Genomic DNA, 16,904 nt, shown 5'->3' on the forward strand with positions numbered 1-16,904 from the left:
ATTCATGAGTACAGTTAAAATTTCATTGGCAGGCCTAGCTGAAAGCCAACACGGTCAAGTCAAATACGCATCTGCTTTTGCCGATGAGCACATTCAAGAAATCCTTTTAATCGATGGAGACATTATCATCACCCACAACTCACCTAACGGCGATGAAGGGATTACTGCTCGAGTTGAGCGCCTCATCGAGCGTTTCTCCCATGGCGATTTCGGTTTTAAAGAAAATGTTTTGTTTGAAAATAAAGTGGACACGCCTTATGAAGGCGATATTATCGCTGAGCTCGCTGAGCGTAAAGCAATTAAAGTGTTAGAGCCTGGCCTCTTCATTTTCCGTGAGCCATTCTCCAGCTTGATGCGTTTCCTTGACTACTCTTTCGTTAGCAAGATTGCTAGACGGTTCGAAGGTGTACAAGAGGAGCAATATCCAGCGGTCATCAACAGCCATACGTTGAATAAAACGAATCACTTCACCTCGTTCCCTGAGCACATCCATTTCGTTACGCATCTGCGTGAGGATCTAGATGTCATCGAGGCGTTCTCCCAAACGATCCGTGAAGCTGGCGGTTGGGACCAAGAGAAGCCATTGGCGTTGGACAACAACATGGTGAAGCCTAACTTCATGATGAACCCTTCGACGTGCTACCACTGCTATGAAGGGCTTGAGAATGAAACCCTAGAAGGCGACGGCATTGTCGTAACTGCGATTGCTAAATGTCATCGTTTTGAATCCAAAAACCACTCCGACTTCGGTCGCCTGCTCGACTTCTCGATGCGTGAAATTATTTTCGTCGGCAAGCCTGAGTTTGTGAAAGAAAACCGCTTGAAATCGATCGAGTATTTGAAAGAGTTGGCGGTAGAATGGCAAGTGGACAGCTTACTGGAGATCGCGAACGATCCGTTCTTCACGAACGATTTCCAAGTGAAAGCGTCCTTCCAGCGCAATCAGGAGATGAAATATGAGCTTCGCTTGACGATTCCACATGTGAAGAAGTCGATCGCCTGCTCCTCTGTTAATTTCCATAGCAACACGTTCGGAAATGCGTTTAATATTAAAATGGGCAAACGCAACGCCGTTACAGGCTGCGTAGGCTTCGGTATTGAGCGCTGGGCGTTCGCGTTCTTGGCACAATACGGCCTAGATGAGCAGCAATGGCCTGCCACGTTCCGTGAGCAGTTCCATGCTTGGCAAGAGAAGGCTTTGTAATCCTGACTTCAATTACCCCAGGGTTCTCGTGATCTACGAACGAGTCCTTGGGTTTCATTTTAACCACTACGAAGATAATGAGTGATCCTATTGAAAGCAACCGCTGCTTTTCTCAAAAAAAATAGCTTTGCACTCGGCCTATTGCTCGCCATCGTCGTCTCCGACCTGCTCATCTCTTGGTGGAACCCGATGGCGTCTTCACGCCGTTTTTACAAAAACGACTTTACCAAAACGCTCTACCACCATAGCTGGTCCCATACGGGTCCGGTTTTCTTCGGTAATTCAGCCGTTACGGGTGCTTATATCGAAGAGAAGTCAGACGCTCATTTGGTCGAGATGGGGCTTTCCTACGGGAAGCTGACGGATCTGAAGGGGATCCTGAAAGACAACCTCTATCAGGTGAAAGAGGAGCTTGTTATCGGGATCGATGTGCATACTATGCTCGACGCCCTGGAGACAGATCCTACCTACCAGTGGTTCAAGCCGTGGTACCAGCCATATGTGTACACCTACCGCGATTACTTCCGAGATTCAGGCGGAGAGTTGGCTCGCAATTTAATCAAAGGCAGTCTCGCCTACGAGCCGCGTTGGATTGATAAAGAACTATATCCAGGTCACAAAGACGACGCAGCCCTCAAGACCAAGTGGGATGACTACAACAAACGCTTCGGAGCCATGACGTTGAAGGATTTCCAAGATAATCTGGATGCCTTACAATGGGTTCTCCAGTATGCCGATGAGCATGAGCTTGCGCTGCGTGTGATTTGGATGCCATGGAACAAAGGCTACGCCGATCCGCCTTATATCGCTTCACTTAAGGATTCGGTTAACACCCAGCTTAAAGCCAAGAACGTACCTACTCTCGATCTGATGCATACTTATGAACCGCGTTATTTCCATGACCTTGTTCACCTGAACCGGGAAGATGGCGCACCGTTATTTACGAAGGAGGTTGACACTTGGTTAAATTCCTTAGGAAAACCGTCGAAATCCTCATCTACCTCGTGATGCTATATTTGGTTTTCATTTATTTTACCGGCAAGGGATTATTCATCTACGAAAAGTTCTAAGATTTAGCCTTGGAACCAGCGAATCCAGCATCCGTATTCAGCATTTCTAGCAAGCGAGGAGTTCTTTAGCTATGTTTTATATGCACATGAACGCGATGGTCGCGATGAGTGGCATGATTGCCGTTCTGATGCTCACCCGCAAGTGGGCGGATAATAAGCGCATTTTGATGATCATATTCAGCCTGTGCTTTCTACTGTTGTTTAGTAAGAAGCTGGTCGTTTTCTATGCTGCTTTTACGATTATTAATTATTTCGGGTTTGTGTATCTGTGCCGGACGACGATTTGGCGGAAAGCTACCTTCATTTTCGGTATCGCCGCGAATATCGTCGGTGTCTTTCTCGGTGTTCGTTTTTTCGTTATGGGTGTTTTCAGCAGTCCCCTGTTCGACGCCATCATTTATTTAGGTCTCATTTACAACGTTCTCAAAGTGATTGATTCGTATTATTTCGCATATTTCTTTGGAAAAGAAGGCGAAGTGCCGGCCATTGATTATGCCAATTATCTATTGTTCATCCCGACCTTTACCTCAGGGCCGATTCTGAAATTCCGTGATTTCATGGCCGACAGCAAAAAGCCCTACACCGTCGATGCCAAGCTGTTTGAAGACAGTATTAAGCGTATTATCTTAGGCTTATTTAAGAAGATCGTCGCCGTCACCTGGATGACTAAGGTGTTCGACCATGTCTTACAGCAAGAGCTTCACACCCATCAATCTATCTTCCTATTAATCTGGTTCTACGCGCTCATTTACTTTGATTTCTCCGGCTATTCCGATATGGCCATAGGCTTCGGGCGATTAATGGGGTATACGATGCCTGAGAACTTTAAAAAGCCTCTCTTCTCGCCTTCCATGACGCAGTTTTGGCGGAATTGGCACGCGACGCTGGGGGATTTTTTCCGGGACCATATCTTCATGTTCTTCTCGCGCAAAACGCCTTCTGTCGGGCTAACCGCAAGCCTCTCCATCTTGATCATGGTGCTCATGGGCTTATGGCACGGCTTTACCTGGCTGTACTTCTTCTACGGGCTGTACCATGGCCTCATTATCGCTATCGAGAATATCTTTAAACTGACAACCGTGAATAAGAAAAAGGTATCCAAAGCATACTTCTATTTCCGTTGTTTCGTTACGCAGACACTCGTTACGTTCTCGGTCATTATTTACAGCTCGAATTACGATACGGTGCTTCGCATCTACAAGGGCTTGCTTCATTTTGCTGGATGATAGTGGTATAATTTGATCTGATTGTTTTATCAATTATGGAGGTGTAACCAAATGAAGTTAGGCGTGTTTATGGTTCTATTCGGTGGAAAACCTTTCGAGGAAGCGCTGGATTATATTGCTGCGAAAGGCTTGGACGCTGTTGAGATTGGAACTGGCGGCTATCCAGGTACCGCACATTGCAACCCAAGTGAGCTTCTTGCTGATGCAGGAAAGCTAAAAGCTTTTAAACAAGCTGTAGAGTCCCGCGGCTTGACGATTAGCGCACTAAGCGCTCACGGTAACCCTCTGCACCCGCAAAAGCACATCGCGAAAGAGTTTCACGATGCTATTATACAGACGATTGAATTGGCTGAGCGCCTTGAAGTACCTGTCGTAAACACGTTCTCCGGCTGCCCGGGTGACCATGAGGATGCGAAGTATCCGAACTGGCCGGTAGCGCCATGGCCGAACGATTTCCAAGAAATCTTGGACTGGCAGTGGACGAACAAAGTCATTCCTTACTGGAAAGAAACAGGTAAATTTGCTGCTGATCGCAATATCAAAATCGGACTTGAGCTGCACGGTGGGTTCTCCGTCCATACGCCAGCTACACTGCTTCGTCTTCGCGAAGCTGCTGGTGAGGCGATTGGTGCTAACCTTGATCCGAGCCACATGTGGTGGCAGGGGATTGATCCGGTACAAGCTGTACAAATCCTTGGACGCGCGAACGCGATTCACCATTTCCACGCGAAGGATACATCGCATGATTACAACAACACGAACCGTTTCGGCGTAACGGACATGCAGTCCTACACAAACATGCTGGATCGCGCTTGGCAGTTCCGTTCCGTTGGTTTCGGTCACGATATGAAGGTATGGGCAGACATCATCAGCGCATTGCGTCTGGTTGGTTATGACTATGTCGTTAGTATTGAGCACGAAGACGGCTTGATGTCCGTTGACGAAGGCTTCTCCAAAGCCGTTCAAAACCTACAGCAAGTACTCATCAAGGAACCACTTGGTGAAATGTGGTGGGTGTAATCTGCGTATCACCTTTCGTATAGGAATTATTATCGAAAGGGAGCGTAGAGGCTCTATTTTGTTCAAATCGGCCTAACTTTCCTCCAGAGGGAACCTGAGTACGCTATGCTTCTTTTTCGTCAATTATGACGATATTCGAAGAAATAAGGTACTGTGGTTCCCTTTGTTGTTGATATCATCCATTTTACTGTCTAATAACGTATTCTTGTTCCCTTTCCTATTTGGCCTTCAAGACAGCCACTTCAGGGGTAAAATAGCGTGAACAAAAAAAGCCCACAGGCTGAAGATCTTACGATCTAACATCCTATGGGCTTTTTGGTTTGCTTGTATGTACTACCAGCCTTTGATCATGATAACATCCATGAAAAGGAATACGAGTAGAGATACGGTTCCAAAACCAAGCGCAAACAGATTTCTTCTAGGGTTGATCAATTGTCTAATAACTGCAATTGCAATAATGACTGTGAAGATCAACACATAGATATCAAAGCTTGTATACGTGCTCGTTGATGCTTCAGCTGCTTCTGCGAATAACATGGTGAAACCTCCTTTAGTAACTCGGTGCAAGGCACACGTCCTGCTATTTTAATACTATGTTAGCTCGATTGGACACGAGATGCAAGTCCTTGCATCGATGTGTAACAAGTTTGTCACCTTTTGTTTGGTTCTGGCTCAATTCGGGGCATATGTATCCCTATTTCTTAAATATCCCTTGTACGTATAAAATGTCCATCCGAGCGATTATTTATAACTCGAACTCTACTGATATTTCCTTGTAAGAGTGACGTTCATCGTTTAAAACAGCAAAGCCCGTACGGCAAGTACCGTACGGGCTTAAACAATCGAATCTTATGTCATTGGGTCTTACCCGGCTAATGCGTCTCTATGTTCCTCGTCCTCCGAAAACTCGGACGTCTGGGTGTAGGCTAGCTCTTTTTCCTGCCATGCTAGAAAACGGAAAGGATCAATCCCTAAAGCAGATACAATTTCCTGAAGCTCTAACGTCGGTTTCATGAATACTAGCCTCCACAACGTGAATTAAATTAGAACTGCTATATCTCTCAATCATCATGTTCATAATTAGGTAGAGGGAGATGTTCACTGTTTCTTACTAATATTATAGGCTTACTTCCATAACAATGGATAGAGGGTTAAATTGTCGAAGCCTGTATCATTCAATTAAGTCTTAGCAAAATCGTAGGGATTTTACACAATTCACAAAATAAAAAGCTTGGAATTGACAAATGAATCGCCTCATTCCAAGCTTATTGTTCGCTTCTAGCTAACGGAGCCTTCTAGGACATCCAGTCGCTTCGCGTAGTCCTCTGAACGCACGCGATCCCGCTCGAGGATCGGCTTCAAATATTGGCCGGTATACGACCCGGCCACCTTCACGACATCCTCTGGCGTACCTGCCGCCACGATCAAGCCCCCGCGGTTACCACCTTCGGGTCCTAGATCGATGAGGTGGTCCGCCGTCTTGATGACATCGAGGTTATGCTCGATGACCAATACCGTTTCACCGCTATCCACGAGGCGGTGGAGGACCTTCAGGAGACGATCGATATCATGGATGTGGAGCCCCGTCGTGGGCTCATCCAGGATGTAGATCGTCTTGCCTGTACTGCGGCGGTACAACTCCGCCGCGAGCTTCACACGCTGGGCTTCGCCGCCTGACAGCGTGGTTGCGGGCTGGCCGAGGGTCATGTAGCCCAGCCCGACATCGAGAAGCGTATTCAGCTTACGATGAATACGCGGCAAGTTCTTGAAGAACTCGCAGCCGTCCTCGATCGTCATCTCGAGCACTTCAGAAATACTCTTGCCCTTGTACTTCACTTCCATCGTCTCGCGGTTGTAGCGTTTGCCTTTGCAAATTTCGCATGGCACATAAACGTCAGGAAGGAAATGCATCTCGATCTTAATGATGCCATCTCCGCGACAAGCCTCACAACGGCCGCCCTTCACGTTAAAGCTGAAGCGCCCCTTCTTATAGCCACGCACCTTCGCTTCGTTTGTATTGGCGTATACATCACGGATATCGTCGAATACGCCGGTATAGGTTGCTGGATTGGAGCGCGGAGTGCGTCCGATTGGCGATTGATCAATGTCGATGACTTTATCAATATGCTCGAGTCCGACAATTTCCTTGTGCTCGCCTGGGCGAACTTTGGCACCGTTCAGATCACGGGACAGCGTTTTGAACAAAATTTCATTAATCAAGGTGCTTTTGCCTGAACCTGATACGCCAGTCACACAAGTGAATACCCCTAATGGTACTTTGGCCGATACGTTGCGCAAGTTATTCTCTTTGGCGCCTTTGACTTCGATCCATTTGCCATTGGGCTTGCGTCGAACAGCAGGAATTGGAATGAATCGTTTGCCGCTCAAATACTGACCTGTTAAGGAATTCTCATCCTTCATCAGCTCTGTTGGTGTACCTTGGGCAATAACCTGTCCACCATGGATTCCGGCACCGGGACCGATATCAATGATGTAATCGGCCGCCATCATCGTGTCTTCATCATGCTCAACGACGATGAGTGTGTTGCCAAGATCACGCATGTGCTCAAGCGTTTGGATTAGTCGCGTGTTATCCCGCTGATGCAAACCAATACTCGGCTCATCGAGGATGTACAGGACGCCCATAAGGCTCGAACCGATCTGCGTAGCCAATCGAATCCGCTGCGCCTCTCCGCCTGACAGGGTACCTGCCGCACGGTGCATCGTCAAATAATCAAGCCCGACGTTCACGAGGAACCCTAGACGTGCTCTAATTTCTTTGAGGATCAAATTCGAAATCGTCAGCTCACGCTCGTTCAGATTCAGTCCTTTGAACCATTCTTCCGCTTCTCCGATGGAAAGGGAGGTTGCGTGCGAGATATTCTTACCGTTAATCGTTACGGCCAGTGTTTCAGGCTTCAAGCGGTGTCCTTTACATTTCGGGCAAGGCTTTGTGCTCATGTAGGTCTGGATATGCTCGCGAATGCCCTCTGAGAAAGTATCCTTGAATCTGCGTTCCAAGTTGCGAATGATCCCCTCAAAAGGAACTAACGCTTCCTTGGAGGCGCCCATATCGTTCTCATAACGGAAACGGATTTTCTCGCCGCCCGTTCCATAGAGGATCACTTTCATTTGATCGTTGCTTATGTCTGATACCGGTACATTGCGCGGAATGCCATAGTGCTCACAAACAGCAGCAAGAAACTGCGGATAGTAGTTGGACGTACTGCCTGCCCACGCTTCAAATGCACCCTCTTCGATCGTTAACTTCATGTCAGGAACAAGAAGATCCGGGTCGACAATCATCTGACTGCCTAAACCATCACAATCTGGACAAGCACCAAACGGGCTGTTAAAAGAAAACATTCTCGGTGCAAGCTCTTCCACGCTGAATCCGCACTCTGGACATGCGAGGTTCTGGCTGAACAACAGTTCTTCTTGATCCATAATGTCCACGATGACACGACCATTGGCTAATTTCAGCGCTGTTTCAAGGGAGTCGGCCAAACGTGTTTGAACATCATCCTTGACCACTATGCGGTCGACGACCACATCTATCGTGTGCTTCTTATTCTTGTCGAGCTCAATTTTCTCTGAAAGGTCCATGGTTTCCCCGTTAACACGTACCCGCACAAACCCTTGCTTCTGAACATCCACAAACAGCTTGGAATGCTCGCCTTTACGTCCCGAAATAAGCGGAGCTAGGATTTGAATCTTCGTACGCTCCGGATACTCCATAATCCGGTCTACCATTTGTTCCACGGTCTGCGCAGTAATCTCGATACCATGGGTAGGACAGTGCGGCCGCCCGATACGAGCATACAAAAGTCTCAGATAATCATAAATCTCTGTTACCGTTCCGACCGTGGAACGTGGATTACGGCTTGTGGTTTTCTGGTCGATCGAAATAGCTGGTGATAAGCCTTCAATTGAATCGACATCCGGTTTATCCATATTCCCAAGAAATTGACGCGCATAGGCAGACAGCGACTCTACATAGCGCCGCTGCCCTTCCGCATAAATCGTATCAAAGGCCAGTGATGATTTCCCCGATCCACTCAAGCCCGTAAGAACAACGAACTTATCACGCGGGATGGTGACATCAATATTTTTAAGATTGTGAGCTCTAGCTCCTTTAATAACGATCTGATCTCTAGACACAGATACCCTTCCTCTCCTATGTGAAGCTGAACCCTTATCTAAGCATCAGCTTTCATTTCCATAATGGCGTCACGCAGTTGTGCTGCTCGTTCGAACTGCAGATTCTTCGCCGCCTCTTTCATCTCAACTTCTAAGCGCTCAATGAGGGATGCGCGATCTTTCTTGGACATCTTAGCACCCTTCACATCCGCCAGATAATCTGACTTCTGTTCAGCAACCTTGGTTGCTTCGATGACATCACGAATTTTCTTCGCAATCGTCTGCGGCGTGATCCCCAGCCTCTCGTTGTTGGCTTCTTGTAAGGCTCTACGACGGTTGGTTTCCGATATCGCTTTCTCCATAGAATCGGTGATCTTATCCCCGTACATGATGACGCGACCATCGGAGTTCCGCGCTGCACGGCCGATCGTTTGAATCAACGAACGCTCGGAACGCAGGAAGCCTTCCTTATCCGCATCCAAAATAGCGACAAGCGAAACCTCTGGTAAATCGAGACCTTCTCTGAGAAGGTTGATCCCGATTAGCACATGGAAAGTTCCTAAGCGCAAATCCCGTAGAATCTGCATCCGTTCAAAAGTCTTAATATCCGAATGCAAATAACGCACCTTAATGCCGATTTCCTTGAAGTAATCCGTCAAATCCTCCGACATCTTCTTCGTCAAAGTAGTCACAAGCACCCGCTCGTCTTTGCGAACTCGGTCTTGAATTTCCGCAATCAGATCATCAATTTGACCTTTGGTTGGTCGAACCTCAATAATCGGATCCAACAATCCTGTTGGGCGAATAATTTGTTGGATCATTGTCGGACAATGTTCTAGCTCATACGGTCCTGGTGTTGCGGATATATATAAAATCTGACTGACCTTCTCCTCGAATTCCTCGAAACGCAATGGACGATTATCCAAAGCAGAAGGCAGCCTAAAGCCATGATCGACCAGTACATCCTTCCGTGCTTTATCCCCATTAAACATCGCGCGAATTTGCGGCAACGTAACATGAGACTCATCTACCATGAACAGCATGTCATCTGGGAAATAATCTATCAGCGTATAAGGTGTTGCCCCCCGCTCACGGAAAGTCAGCGGCCCTGAGTAATTCTCAATCCCTGAGCAGAATCCCATCTCTTCCATCATTTCCATGTCGTAGCGTGTACGCTGTTCCAAACGCTGTGCTTCCAGCAACTTTCCTTGCTCTCTCAACTCAGCTAAACGTTCCTCGAGCTCTCGGCCAATGTTCACGAGCGCACGCTTCATTGTATCCTCGTGCGTCACGAAGTGAGAAGCCGGGAAAATGGCAATATGATCACGCTGACCAATAATTTCGCCTGTGAGAACATTAATCTCCGTAATCCGCTCAATTTCATCGCCAAATAACTCTACTCGTACCGCGTGTTCGCTATGTGAGGCTGGGAAAATCTCTACAACATCTCCACGCACACGGAACGTACCGCGAACGAAGTTCAAATCATTGCGTTGATATTGAATATCCACCAGTCGATGCAAGATTTCAGTCCGTGACTTCTCCATCCCTACCCGTAACGATAATAGTAAATTACCGTATTCCATTGGTGACCCCAAGCCGTAAATACACGACACGCTGGCAACAACAATAACGTCGCGGCGTTCGAATAAGGAACTTGTCGCCGAGTGACGAAGTTTATCGATTTCTTCATTGATGCTGGAATCTTTCTCGATGTAAGTGTCGGAGGAGGCAATGTAGGCTTCTGGTTGGTAGTAATCATAGTAACTAACGAAGTAGGATACCGCATTATGAGGAAAAAACTCTTTAAACTCGCTGCACAACTGTGCGGCTAAGGTTTTATTGTGGGCAATAATCAAGGTTGGTCGGTTAAGTTTCGCTATCACTTGTGCAGCTGTGAACGTTTTCCCTGTTCCTGTTGCACCGAGCAGCGTTTGATGCTTGTTGCCGGCTTCTATGCTCTGCACGATCTCCTCAATGGCTTGAGGCTGGTCCCCCTGCGGAAGAAAATCTGATACTAGCTCAAATTTCTTAGAGCTCATGACGAGTTCACTCATCCATTATCACCCTCATTGTCGAAATAAATCGAACTTTTATCCTATAAACTTTCCCATTCGACATTCCGATATAGAAGTCTATGGAACTTTGTCGTACATATATGAAGGATTGCAATATCTATCCAACATAAGAATGTTTGTTCTCGTTTTTCCATTATACTATTTTTGAATCATGGATGCAAACAGCTTTCTCTGTTTTATCCTTACTCAAGACGGCTTTTGCGTGTTTTGGAACCTATTCTTTTTATGCTAATTAGGAGTGGTACAGTCATGGATTTGACAACAGTATTAGGATTACTATTAGGTTTGGCAGGTTTAATCGGCGGGTATATGTGGGACGGCGGTCATATCAACTCTTTGATCATCCCCAGCGCAATGCTTATCGTGTTCGGCGGAACCTTCGGTGCAGTCGCCGTGAGCTTCCCTGGCTCTATTTTAGCCAAAATCCCCAAAGCACTCGGCATTGCCTTCATGCAAGTCAAAAGAGATCCTGCAACAACCATTAATGAAATTGTTGATATGGCCTCGATTGCGCGCAGAGAAGGTGTACTTGCCCTAGAGCAACGCGCTCAAGAGCACGAGAACCCGTTCCTGAAGGACGGATTGCTCATGGTTGTAGACGGAACAGACCCCGAACTGACTAGACAAATTCTTGAGCTCGAAATGGACGCCATTGAACATCAAGTTAATAATATGGCAAAGGTATTCGAAGCCGGTGGCGGATATGCGCCTACAATGGGGATTATCGGTACGGTCATGGGGCTCATACACGTTCTAGGCAATCTAGAGGATCCTTCCTCCCTCGGCCCTGCCATTGCCGTTGCATTTACAGCTACTCTCTATGGTGTTATGAGCGCTAACTTAGTTTACTTGCCAATCGCTACCAAAATCAAAGTCCGTGGTAAAGAAATGGTCAATGAAATGGAATTAATGCTAGAGGGCATTCTTGCCCTGCAGGCTGGTGAAAACCCGCAATTGATTAAGAAAAAGCTGAACTCCTTCCTCCATGATAAATCCAAAAAAGCCGTAGAGGAGGATGACGTTAATGGCGAGGCGCGGTAAGAGACAAGAAGAGCATGTTAATCATGAAAGATGGCTCATTACTTACGCTGACTTAATTACGCTGCTGCTTGTATTTTTCATTATTATGTATGCGATGAGTAAAGTGGATGTTCAAAAGTATGCCGTTTTGGCGCAAGCCTTAAACCTCCAATTCCAAAAAGCTGACTCCATCTTGGATAAAAACCATGGCATCAGCGGCTCGATGACCCCGAAACAAGGGGATGCGGACAGTAAGGACAAGGATTTCACGAACCGGAATCAGGATGAAGAGAAAGAAGAGCATGACAAGACGAAGACCGAGGACAGCGAAAAAGAAAAGCGTGAGAAAGAGCTCCAGGATCTTCTGAAACAAGTGCAAGCGTATATTAAGGATCAAAATTTAGAAGCGCAAGTATCCGCCAGTGATACGGAACGCGGTGTGGCGATCACGCTCAACGACTTATTCCTGTTCGACCTGGGAAAAGCCGATCTGAAGGCGCCATCCTTCCCGATTCTGCAAAAGCTAGCTTCGCTTTTCCCGACTTTGAAGAGCAAGGTTAGCATCGAAGGTCATACGGATGATTTACCCCTTGCACCGGGCTCTCCCTATCGGGATAATTGGGGGTTGTCGTTTGCCCGTTCTCTTTCTGTGCTTCGCTATTTCAGCGATACAGCGAATCTCGACGATCACAAATTCATTGCCACTGCTTATGCGGACACCATGCCCAAAGTAGCCAACTCTAACGATGCGAATCGCAGTAAAAATCGACGTGTAGAAATTATTGTGTTGCGGAACGATATCGCACCTACAGCGCCGGCCCAATAAGTCGCCATGTAAGCACGTATAAAAAAGCCCTATTTCCACTGCGTAGTGGAGATAGGGCTTTTTGGGGTTATTTACATGGACTTCGTCGAATTATTGGGCAATATGCCTGTCAATTTGCTTCGCAAATAGCTAAACAGATGCATCGGACGCTGCTCTAAGAAATACAGCACATCCTGATCCGGAGCCAGAATAATGCCTAACTGATGGTGATCACCGGCAAAAATACCTCGCTTCAGGAATCGCACCTCACCTTGATCATTCAAGATTTCCAGACGACAGAAGGCGGAATTGATCCCCATGGCCGCGTGTAAATCTGTCTTCGTCTTGATTTTGTATCCATTGACCTTGTGGATGATCTCACCGATGCCAATACCTAGCTCCTCAGCAGGACTGTTCGGAACGACAGAGAGTACCATAAGACCACGCTCGGAGTGGATGTAGAAGGGCGTCCGCTTCGCTTCTACCCATTGATTGTAGAACAGCATCCCTTCATGCAGTAGAATGCTTAGAATCGCGCCTAGCAGCACTAGCGGCGTCCAGTAGTGTGTAGCAACAGCCGCACCTAGCAGGATGAGTCCGTATACGTAGAGCAAATTAGCGCTGAAGCGAGCCTGTCTTCTCGGCAGCTTCGAAATCGTCAGCTCCGTGAAGCCGATCATCGCTGGGAACGCAAGCATCGTCCAGCCTGCGCTAAGGTTAGAGGCAAACAAGGTTTGCCACGGCAAGCTCAGTTCACTCCCGCCAGCCATCGGAACGAGGAGAAACAGCGGGACTGGCCAGAAGCCTTGCAGTTGCTGTCCGCCAATCATCTGCCCCCGCTTCCCTTCAAGAAACAGCGGCGTCGCCATTCTAGCTCCCTGTAAACTAACGAGCACCCCCTCTAAGAGATGCAGCACGCCTACAATCACTAAAAGGGATGGGATATCCGCACTCGCTATGGCCTCCAGATACGCATAGGACTCGCGTAGACCTTCCGCATTAGGAAACCAAGAAAAGATCACTTGGGCGATCCCTAGAATCCCTACGGCATATGCTAAGCAGAGGAAACGGATACGAAGTATCATCAGAATGATCGTCACGATCCAAAGTACGACCACAACATCTAGTTGTATATTAACACCTACGAACAGAAGTGCTACAGAGGCTCCCAGTCCGCCTAACCAGCCCCACAGTACAACACGCCATGTTTCGTTCAATAAGGAATGAAGACGCGTGTGAAACAGCTTCCGTTCCATTTGAATTTGCTTTCTGTAATGTAAAACAATAAATACTATGCCTATATAGTAGAAAGGATTCGCAAACAACTGCCCCATAGCCAGCAGCATTCTGTCCAATAATTGAAACCACACATCCATACGAATCTAGGCTCCTCGGTTAAAAGAAATAGGAAGGCCGCCTAAGCAACCTTCCTACATTATTTCGACTGTTATTGCTTATTTCCTGCCGCTATGAACAATTTCCATTAACTTACGGTCCTTATTTCCCGAGTTGCTTCTGAATCTGAAAGACGGCAGCTTTCAATTGCGAATCGTTTTTCGGGTCGCGGATTTGCTCTAAAATCGCTTTTTCGATTTTGCCGGCTGTATTCGCATCTACCTCACCAGTCACGGGCAAGTCATTCGTCCGTTGGAACGCTTTGACTGCCAGCACGGTTTTGTCGCTGAAATAGCCATCTGTCCGCTCTGGATTGAAGCCAAGGCCAGCAAGCATCAACTGCAAATTCTTCACGTCATCGCTGTTGTTGTCTTGCTTGAGCACTTCTTTCTTCGTAAGCGGCGCTGCCTTGAAATAGGCGGGTTGCTCGATCGGGATATCCGGCGTAATCCCTTTTTTGTGAATCCAGTTGCCATTTGGCGTCAGCCATTTGTACACCGTCATCTTAATATTGCTGCCGTCGCCCATTTCTTTCTCAAACGTCACTTGAACGGTTCCTTTGCCGTAAGACGTTTCCCCAACAATTTTACTGCCCACCGCTTCTTGGAATGCGCCTGCTAAGATCTCCGATGCGCTCGCGCTTCCTTTATTGATCAATACGGTGACAGGATAATTCTTGCCTTTCCCTGTGGAAGGCGTTGGCTCTCGCTTACCGTCTCGATTCTCCACTTGAAGGATGGAAGCTCCACTCTTCACGAATGGATTCACGATATCAACAACAACGTTCAGTAGACCGCCTGGATCATTCCGAACATCGATGACAAGTCCCTTCATCCCTTTGGCCTCAAGGGTTTTCAGTTCCTCTGCAAAACGAACTGCCGTGTTCGAGGAGAACTGACGAATCTCGATTTTGCCAATCTGATCCTGCATCATTTCACCGTAGACGGTTTCAACATCAATATTGTCTCTCACCACGATGACTTGTACTGGATCTCCTGTCCCTTGGCGCAATAAATCCAGCTTGGCTTGCGTCCCCTTCGGTCCGCGGATTTTCATGACCGCTTGATTCAAAGTAAGCCCGTCCAATTTATCGCCGTTGACAGCGAGTACGACGTCTTTGGATTGAATGCCCGCTTTCTCTGCAGGTGAACCCTTAATCGGGGAAACGATAACGAATTTACCATCCTCGAGCGACACCTCAGCCCCGATGCCTTGGAAGGAAGAGGTAATGCTCTCATCGAACTGCTTCGCTTCCTTCTGATCCATATACACGGAGAACGGATCTTCTAACGATTCCAACATCCCATTAATCGCGCCATTCACCAGTTGATCATGATCAGGCTGCTTTAAATACTTACTTTCAATCAGTTGAAACGTCGTTGCAATTTTGTTTAAATCCTTGCTTGAGAGACCGGACGAAGCGGATACCGAAGTCGCTGTCCCACCCGTAGTTTGCTCTTTCTGTCCCCAAGTGAAGGATGGATCTACAATCGTTAATGTAACAATGCTGCTTGCAAACATAGCTAACAAAACAAATACGATGACCGTACGACCTTTGAATTGCAAAGCGAGATTCACCACCTTTTTCCTAAAACCGAATTTGAGTTGGCCTGTTTGTAGTATATGACAAGCCTTACCCCTTTTATAACCAAGTTGTCCTATCTTAGGAACGGTTTCGGATCGGTAGGCACTTCATTCTTCCTTACTTCAAAATGCAAGTGATTCCCCGTGGACTGCCCCGTGGAGCCGACGCCAGCAATTTTCTGACCTCGTTTCACGACATCCCCGACTTTGACATAAATCCCCTCGTTCATAATGTGTCCATATAACGTCCAGAGACCATTTCCATGGTCCACAATGACACAGTTCCCATAGCCGTTCATCCAAGACGCATAAATGACTGAACCATTCTCCGCAGCTAAGATTGGCGTACCTTTCGCTGTCCCTAAGTCGATACCTTTATGGTTCTCTGCTCTGCCTGTAACGGGATTAATTCGAGCAATGAAATCAGAAGTAATTGGCGCTTGCGATGCCAGTGGATATCCGAGCTTCCCGCCCGAATAGGTAAAAGGAGACTTCGCATTCTCTGCAGCCCGCTTCTTCGCTTGCAAATCCGCCTCTTGCTTCGCCAATTGCGTAATCATCTTATCGCTTTCTTCCGAGATTTCCTCGAGCTCTCTTTCTTTCTTGGTAAGGGAGGCAATTTTTACTTCTTTCGCCTTTTCCTTTGCTTGCAGATCGTCTCGCAGCGCATCCGCTTCCGCGTAAAGCCCCTTCACGTTCTCCAGCTGCTTCTCGGTGTCAGCCTTCTTCTGCATGACGGTCTCTTTATCTTTCAAATTGGACTCTAGTATTTCTTTATCTTGATTGACAATAGATTTCAAAGCTTCAACCCGATTCAAGAAATCAGAGAAGCTCGTTGCGCTCAGCACCACGTCCATATATGAAACGAAACCATTCATATACATCAAGCGCACGCGGGATTTCAACATATTATCGCGGCTTACTACGCGTGCCTCTGCCTCATCCAATTGTTTAGCGCTCGCTTCAAGAGCACTCGACACTTGGTCTATTTGTTCATTTAGCTGTGTCAGCTTTTTGCTGGCTTCATTGACTTGATTAACGAGGGCATTCATATCCTTCGTCGTCTGATCCTTCTCTGACTGGACCGCAGTGATTTGATTCTGGGCGTTATTGGCTTTCTGCTGCGCTTCCGCCTTCTGCTTCTTAAGCTGCGTCAACTGCTGGTCAATTTTGTCCGTTGCCGAAGCGGCATAGCTAGCTGCATGAGGGATGGTTAGCGATATGGCCATTCCAAATGTCAACACGATAGGTAGAATTTTCTTCTTCAAGCACGTAGCCTCCCCATTTTCAAGCGTTATCTGCTGCATGTATGGTTTGAATCTATTACGTTCTATGACTAGGAATCTATGAATCTATGAAAAT

13 protein-coding genes are annotated in these 16,904 nt (G+C 47.1%); 6 read left to right on the top strand and 7 right to left on the bottom strand.

All coding sequences use genetic code 11. The features are described 5' to 3' along the window. Window positions 1-4 precede the first annotated feature (4 nt). The 4 genes from AC58QO_RS26460 to AC58QO_RS26475 all read left to right on the top strand — a co-directional run bounded on the left by AC58QO_RS26460 (window position 5) and on the right by AC58QO_RS26475 (window position 4,520). On the top strand, window positions 5-1,204 hold the full coding sequence (locus tag AC58QO_RS26460) for a class-II aminoacyl-tRNA synthetase family protein (RefSeq protein ID WP_497270828.1): 1,200 nt from the start codon (window positions 5-7) through the stop codon (window positions 1,202-1,204). A gap of 90 nt (window positions 1,205-1,294) precedes the next feature. After that, a complete protein-coding gene (locus AC58QO_RS26465) occupies window positions 1,295-2,212 on the top strand; it encodes a hypothetical protein (protein WP_497270830.1) in 918 nt (305 codons plus the stop codon). A gap of 133 nt (window positions 2,213-2,345) precedes the next feature. Further along, entirely contained in the window at window positions 2,346-3,500 is a 1,155-nt protein-coding gene (locus AC58QO_RS26470) for an MBOAT family O-acyltransferase (RefSeq protein WP_497270832.1), read from the top strand. Window positions 3,501-3,551: 51 nt separating this feature from the next. Continuing rightward, window positions 3,552-4,520, top strand: coding sequence for a sugar phosphate isomerase/epimerase family protein (locus AC58QO_RS26475; protein ID WP_497270834.1), 969 nt, complete (start codon window positions 3,552-3,554; stop codon window positions 4,518-4,520). Between the two features lie 333 nt (window positions 4,521-4,853). Here the strand turns inward: AC58QO_RS26475 and AC58QO_RS26480 are convergent, their stop codons facing one another. The 4 genes from AC58QO_RS26480 to uvrB all read right to left on the bottom strand — a co-directional run bounded on the left by AC58QO_RS26480 (window position 4,854) and on the right by uvrB (window position 10,717). After that, a complete protein-coding gene (locus AC58QO_RS26480; protein WP_497270836.1) occupies window positions 4,854-5,057 on the bottom strand; it encodes a hypothetical protein in 204 nt (67 codons plus the stop codon). A 327-nt stretch (window positions 5,058-5,384) separates the two neighbouring features. Then, window positions 5,385-5,534 (bottom strand): hypothetical protein, encoded by a 150-nt coding sequence (locus AC58QO_RS26485; protein WP_497270838.1) that lies wholly within the window; start codon window positions 5,532-5,534, stop codon window positions 5,385-5,387. 264 nt (window positions 5,535-5,798) lie between these two features. Beyond that, on the bottom strand, window positions 5,799-8,681 hold the full coding sequence (uvrA, locus tag AC58QO_RS26490; protein ID WP_497270840.1) for an excinuclease ABC subunit UvrA: 2,883 nt from the start codon (window positions 8,679-8,681) through the stop codon (window positions 5,799-5,801). A 38-nt stretch (window positions 8,682-8,719) separates the two neighbouring features. Beyond that, entirely contained in the window at window positions 8,720-10,717 is a 1,998-nt protein-coding gene (uvrB, locus tag AC58QO_RS26495) for an excinuclease ABC subunit UvrB (protein WP_497270842.1), read from the bottom strand. Window positions 10,718-10,987: 270 nt separating this feature from the next. Between uvrB and AC58QO_RS26500 the strand changes: the two genes are divergently transcribed. After that, window positions 10,988-11,779 (top strand): flagellar motor protein, encoded by a 792-nt coding sequence (locus AC58QO_RS26500; RefSeq protein WP_497270845.1) that lies wholly within the window; start codon window positions 10,988-10,990, stop codon window positions 11,777-11,779. Beyond that, window positions 11,763-12,584, top strand: a complete 822-nt coding sequence (locus tag AC58QO_RS26505; RefSeq protein WP_497270847.1) for a flagellar motor protein MotB — start codon at window positions 11,763-11,765, stop codon at window positions 12,582-12,584. The genes AC58QO_RS26500 and AC58QO_RS26505 overlap by 17 nt, the downstream gene beginning before the upstream one ends. 71 nt (window positions 12,585-12,655) lie before the next feature. Here the strand turns inward: AC58QO_RS26505 and AC58QO_RS26510 are convergent, their stop codons facing one another. The 3 genes from AC58QO_RS26510 to AC58QO_RS26520 all read right to left on the bottom strand — a co-directional run bounded on the left by AC58QO_RS26510 (window position 12,656) and on the right by AC58QO_RS26520 (window position 16,810). Further along, on the bottom strand, window positions 12,656-13,939 hold the full coding sequence (locus AC58QO_RS26510; protein WP_497270849.1) for a serine protease: 1,284 nt from the start codon (window positions 13,937-13,939) through the stop codon (window positions 12,656-12,658). Window positions 13,940-14,060: 121 nt separating this feature from the next. Then, complete coding sequence (locus AC58QO_RS26515; protein ID WP_497270851.1) at window positions 14,061-15,524, bottom strand: S41 family peptidase; 1,464 nt, start codon at window positions 15,522-15,524, stop codon at window positions 14,061-14,063. 92 nt (window positions 15,525-15,616) lie between these two features. Further along, window positions 15,617-16,810, bottom strand: coding sequence for a murein hydrolase activator EnvC family protein (locus tag AC58QO_RS26520; RefSeq protein ID WP_497270852.1), 1,194 nt, complete (start codon window positions 16,808-16,810; stop codon window positions 15,617-15,619). Between the last annotated feature and the right edge of the window lie 94 nt (window positions 16,811-16,904).

Source organism: Paenibacillus sp. J31R30 (assembly GCF_059692115.1).

What these genes read in the sequence shown, in the direction of transcription:
- AC58QO_RS26480 (WP_497270836.1), bottom strand. Translation starts at nt 5,057, where the DNA reads ATGTTATTCGCAGAAGCAGCTGAAGCATCAACGAGCACGTATACAAGC.
- AC58QO_RS26460 (WP_497270828.1), top strand. Translation starts at nt 5, where the DNA reads ATGAGTACAGTTAAAATTTCATTGGCAGGCCTAGCTGAAAGCCAACAC.
- AC58QO_RS26485 (WP_497270838.1), bottom strand. Translation starts at nt 5,534, where the DNA reads ATGAAACCGACGTTAGAGCTTCAGGAAATTGTATCTGCTTTAGGGATT.
- uvrB (WP_497270842.1), bottom strand. Translation starts at nt 10,717, where the DNA reads ATGAGTGAACTCGTCATGAGCTCTAAGAAATTTGAGCTAGTATCAGAT.
- AC58QO_RS26510 (WP_497270849.1), bottom strand. Translation starts at nt 13,939, where the DNA reads ATGGATGTGTGGTTTCAATTATTGGACAGAATGCTGCTGGCTATGGGG.
- AC58QO_RS26470 (WP_497270832.1), top strand. Translation starts at nt 2,346, where the DNA reads ATGTTTTATATGCACATGAACGCGATGGTCGCGATGAGTGGCATGATT.
- AC58QO_RS26475 (WP_497270834.1), top strand. Translation starts at nt 3,552, where the DNA reads ATGAAGTTAGGCGTGTTTATGGTTCTATTCGGTGGAAAACCTTTCGAG.
- AC58QO_RS26505 (WP_497270847.1), top strand. Translation starts at nt 11,763, where the DNA reads ATGGCGAGGCGCGGTAAGAGACAAGAAGAGCATGTTAATCATGAAAGA.
- AC58QO_RS26500 (WP_497270845.1), top strand. Translation starts at nt 10,988, where the DNA reads ATGGATTTGACAACAGTATTAGGATTACTATTAGGTTTGGCAGGTTTA.